General features: G+C 65.5%; 4 protein-coding genes. All 4 read right to left on the reverse strand.

The window, feature by feature from the left end; translation table 11 throughout:
• Positions 1–903: D-lactate dehydrogenase (gene dld / locus DTW89_RS18600; protein WP_114657018.1), on the reverse strand; the 903-nt coding region annotated here is incomplete at its 3' end.
• Positions 900–2,039, reverse strand: coding sequence for an FMN-dependent L-lactate dehydrogenase LldD (gene lldD / locus DTW89_RS18605; RefSeq protein WP_114657019.1), 1,140 nt, complete (start codon positions 2,037–2,039; stop codon positions 900–902). The genes lldD and dld, both read right to left, overlap by 4 nt.
• Complete coding sequence (gene lldR, locus DTW89_RS18610) at positions 2,036–2,821, reverse strand: transcriptional regulator LldR (RefSeq protein ID WP_114657020.1); 786 nt, start codon at positions 2,819–2,821, stop codon at positions 2,036–2,038. Before lldR ends, lldD begins: the two co-directional genes overlap by 4 nt.
• A 23-nt stretch (positions 2,822–2,844) precedes the next feature.
• Positions 2,845–4,545 (reverse strand): L-lactate permease, encoded by a 1,701-nt coding sequence (gene lldP, locus DTW89_RS18615; RefSeq protein WP_114657021.1) that lies wholly within the window; start codon positions 4,543–4,545, stop codon positions 2,845–2,847.
• Positions 4,546–5,064: the final 519 nt, after the last annotated feature.

The raw sequence follows: 5,064 nt of genomic DNA on the forward strand, positions 1-5,064 counted from the left end.
GGGCAGGGCGGTGAGCAGGTGGCGGCGCACGGCGGTGAGGTCATCGGGCGTGTTGCTGCCGATGTAGAACACCGTGCTGGGCTCCTTGGGGAAGGTGTCCAGCCGCACGGCAAACAGGCACACCTTGCCTGCGGAGCCCGAGGCCTCGAACAGGCGGGACGGGTCGGCATTGAAGCGGGCGGGGGTGTCTGCATCCACGGCACGCACGTCCTGGGCGTAGCGGGCATCAGAGGCCGCGCGGCCTGTGTCGCGCTCAACGTCGGCCTCGGCATAGTCGCCGCTTTGCAGGCGTGTCAGGATTTCTTCGGGTGTATCGCCCAGGGCGATGCCCAGGTGGTTCACCAGCTCCAGCGTGCCGTCGTCCTTCACGCGGGCGTACAACGCCAGCTCTGTGTACGCCGGGCCGCGGCGCACCAGCGCGCCGCCCGAGTTGTTGCAGATGCCGCCCAGCACTGACGCGCCAATGCACGACGAGCCGATGACCGAATGGGGCTCACGCCCCAGCGGGGCCAGAGTCTGCTCCAGCTTGTCCAGCGTGGCACCGGGCAGGCATACCACTTGGTCGCCTCCGGCAATCACCTGCACACCGGTGATGCGCAGTGTGTTCACCAGCACGATCTCGCGGTCGTAGTTGGCACCGTCGGGGGTGGAGCCGCCGGTCAGGCCCGTGTTGGCCGCCTGCATGATGACGATGCGGCCCGCCGCCACAGCGGCCTGCAGCACCTTCCATTGCTCCAGCAGCGTGCCGGGGCGCACCACGGCCAGCACCGGGCCTTCGCCCGTGCGGTGGCCTTTGCGAAAGCGCCGGGTGGCCTGGTCGTCGGTGAGGACATGGGCGGCGCCCACGGCGCTGCGCAATTGCGCCAGCAAAGCCTCGCGGCTGATTTGCGGGACCACGTTCATGCTTCGCGCGCAAGCAAATCAGCGGAGATGTCGGCCACCTTGGCCACGCTGGTCAGCGTCATGGCCACGCGCATCTCTTTTTCCAGCAGCTCCAGCAGGTGCTTGACGCCCGCCTCGCCGGCAGCGGCCAGCGCGTAGATGTAGGCGCGGCCGATCATGGCGCAGTCGGCGCCCAGGGCCAGGGCGCGCACCACGTCCAGCCCGTTGCGGATGCCCGAGTCGGCCAGGATCTTGATCTGGCCCTTCACTGCGTCGGCAATGGCGGGCAGGGCGCGGGCGGACGACAGCACGCCGTCGAGCTGGCGGCCGCCGTGGTTGGAGACGATGATGCCGTCCGCGCCAAAGCGCACGGCGTCCTTGGCGTCTTCAGGGTCCAGGATGCCCTTGATGACCATGGGGCCCTTCCAGAAGGCGCGAATCCACTCCAGGTCTTTCCACGAAATGGACGGATCAAAGTTGGCCCCCAGGTAGCCCATGTAGTCCGCCAGGCCCGTGGGGCTGCCCCGGTAGGCCGAGATGTTGCCCAGGTCGTGCGGGCGACCCAGCAGGCCCACGTCCACCGCCCAGCGGGGGTGCGTCATGGCCTGCCAGTAGCGGCGCAGCGGGGCGTTGGGGCCGCTCATGCCCGAATGCGCGTCGCGGTAGCGGGCGCCGGGCACGGGCATGTCCACCGTGAACACCAGCGTGGTGCAGCCGGCGGCCTGGGCGCGCTCCAGCGCGTTCTGCATGAAGCCCCGGTCTTTCAGCACGTAGAGCTGGAACCACATGGGGCGCTGGATTTTGGGCGCCACTTCTTCAATGGGGCAGACCGACACGCTGGACATGGTGAACGGAATGCCGTGGCGATCAGCCGCGCGGGCCGCCTGCACCTCGCCGCGGCGGCGGTACATGCCCGTCAGGCCCACGGGCGAGAGGGCGACGGGGATGCTGAGCTTTTCGCCAAACAGCTCGATGCTGGTATCGAGCTGGCTCATGTCCTTGAGCACGCGCTGGCGCAGCGCCACGGCGGCGAAGTCGTCCACATTGCGGCGCAGCGTTTGCTCGGCATAGGCGCCGCCGTCGATGTAGTGGAACAGGAAGGGCGGAAGAAACTGTTGCGCTGCTGCGCGGTAGTCGGCGCTGGAGGAGATGATCATGGTGGTGGCTGTTTCAGGTCTTGGGGGGCTAGATCCAGGGGCAGGCGCGTGGAACGTTCGCGCCGTGCGCGGTCTTCGTCCATGTGCTGGATGGTGGTGCGCACATGCTCCAGGTGCTCGCCAATGCATTCGCGTGCGTGCTGCGGGTCGCCGTCCAGAATCGCCTGCATCAGCGCCTGGTGCTGCGCCGTGAGGGCTTGCAGCGTGACGGGCGCGCTCAGGCGGAACATGTCGTGGCGGTTGCGCTCCACGGTGGAGAGCACCACGGTGAACAGGCTCTGCATCACCTGCACCAGCACCAGGTTGTGCGAGGCTTCGGCAATGGCCAGGTGGAACTGCGCATCGGCGCGTGCAGCCAGCTCGGCGTGGCCGCTTTGCTGGTGCTGCAGCATCACTTCAAAGCAGCGCTGGATGTGGGCTTTGTCTTGCGCCGTGGCGCGCTGTGCGGCCAGCCAGGCGGTGCTGGTTTCCAGCGCGTGGCGCGTCTCCAGCACGTCGTAGCGGTAGTGCGGGTCGGATTCGATCAGGCCCGCCAGCGGCACCATGGCTTCCTGCAGCCACTCTGCGGGCTTGTGGATCTGCTGCACATAGGTGCCATCGCCGCGCCGGGCCGAGAGCACGCCCTGGCTGGTGAGCTTCTGGATGGCTTCGCGCACCGAGGTGCGCGACACCCCCAGCTCCTCGGCCAGTTGCCGTTCTGCGGGCAGCTTTTGTCCGGGCTGCAGTCCGCGGTCTTGCACCAGGGCAAGCAGTTTCTCGACAACGTGATCGGCCAGGCGCATGGGGGGCTCTCGGGTTCAGGGTTTCAATGACCCGGAATCATCCACGTAAACACATAGGCCTGCAGCGTACAGATGATGCCGATGATGGCGGCGAATACCAGGCTGTGCTTGACGGTGAAGCGGAACAGGTCCGATTCCTTGCCCGCCAGGCCCACGGCGGCGCAGGCAATGGCGATGGACTGGGGCGAGATCATCTTGCCGGTGACGCCGCCGGTGGTGTTGGCCGCTACGGTGAGCACGGGCGACAGGCCGAGCTGGTTGGCCGTGGTGGCCTGCAGCGCGCCAAACAAGGCGTTGGCCGAGGTGTCCGAGCCCGTGAGGAACACGCCGATCCAGCCCAGAAAGGGCGAGAAGAACGTGAATGCCTTGCCCGTATGGGCCAGCGCCAGGGCCAGCGTGGCCGAGAGGCCCGAGTAGTTGGCCACGAAGGCAAAGGCCAGCACCATGCCGATGGAGTAGATGGGGATGACCAGCTCGCGCACCGTCTCGCCCAGCGTGGCCACGGCCTTGGCGGGGGAGAAGCGGGCAAAGGCGATGGTCAGGATAGCCGCGATCAGGATGGCCGTGCCGGTGGCGGCCAGCCAGTTGAAGGTGTACACCGCGCCGTAAGGCGTGGCCTGCGCGACCACCGGGGGCATCTTGGCAACCAGCTTGTCGAGCATGGGAACTGGGATGTTGATGATGGTGGAAGCCAGCGGGCCACCGGCAGCAAACAGTGCCTTGAAGGGCTTGAGGCTCCACAGCGTGACCATCGCGGTCAGGATGATGAAGGGCGACCAGGCCTTGACGATGGCGCCTGCGGTAAGTGGGGCAGCGGCACCGGCTTGGGGCTTGGCTGCAGCGGGTGCTTTCGTGCCGGTGGTCTGGCTGGTCGTGCTTTCTGCCGTATCAAAACGGAAGATGCGCTTGGGCTGCCACACCTTGAGGAACCCGGTGAGCGCGATCAGCGAGACGATGGCGGAAGTGATGTCGGGCAGCTCGGGGCCGATGTAGTTGGCGGTGAGGAACTGCACCACGGCGAACGAGCCCCCACCCACCAGCACAGCAGGCCAGGTCTCCTTCACGCCGCGCCAGCCGTCCATGATCGCCATGATCCAGAACAGCACCAGGATGGTCATGAAGGGCAACTGGCGCCCGGCCATCTGGCCGATGAGGAAGGGGTCAATGCCCGACACCTGGCCCGCCACGATGACCGGAATGCCCATGGCGCCAAAGGCCACGGGGGCGGTGTTGGCGATCAGGCACAGGCCGGCGGCGTACAGCGGCTTGAAGCCCAGGCCCACCAGCAGCGCGGCGGTGATGGCCACGGGGGCGCCAAAGCCAGCCGCGCCTTCCAGAAAAGCACCAAAGCAGAAACCCACCAGGATGAGCTGCAGGCGCTGGTCGTGCGTGACGGACAGGATGGAGCTGCGGATCACATCAAACTGCCCGGTCTTGACCGACAGCTTGTACAGAAACACGGCGGCCACAATGATCCAGGCGATGGGCCACAGGCCGTAAAAGAAGCCATACACGGCCGAGGCCAGCGCGGCGCTCACGGGCATCTTGTAGAACAGCAGCGCTACGCCCAGGGCCAGCAGCACCGTGACGGTGCCCGCCTGGTAGCCCTTGAGCCGCAGCTTGGTCAGGGCCAGAAAGAAGAAGACGATGGGAATGAGGGCTACGAGCGCGGACAGCCAGATGTTCCCGGCCGGGTCGTAGTTTTGTTGCCAGAGGGTTTGCATAACGAAGACAAAGACATTGAAACGCAGACAGGGGCCCAGGGCCCATGGCTTTCTTCCCCGCAGTGGACGCGCCGGCCAGGCGGCGTGGTCTCCTGAGGCTCGCGTTGCGGGTCGGCGGGCGACCTGTGCTGCGGGCCTGTGTGAAAGGGGCGGGCGGCGCCTGGCTTTCACCGGTAGACATTGGCCTAAATTGGTACGACCAAAAAATGCTTATCCGTGCGAATTGGCGAGATTTTGGGTCTTTGTAGAAGTTATGCCTGATAGGGTTAATACTGATTTATGGTCTTTACAGCTTTATTTTCTGTATTGGTATTACCAATTCTGAATCGGTAGGTTGTGCTGTGCCAGTCGGGCCTATGCCCAGTTGGGGGCAGGGTTTTAGGCATAAAAAAGGTTCTCTTCTATTTCGGGTGGCGTACAACATTCCCCACTGAGTCCATGGTCAGGCCCTTGCTTTTAGCAGAGGATTGCCCGGCAGGTGGGTAAGTTTGCCGGCGATCAGGAACGCCATGGCGATGA

The organism is Acidovorax sp. BoFeN1 (assembly GCF_003345135.1).
In the GTDB taxonomy this organism is placed as follows: domain Bacteria; phylum Pseudomonadota; class Gammaproteobacteria; order Burkholderiales; family Burkholderiaceae_C; genus Acidovorax; species Acidovorax defluvii.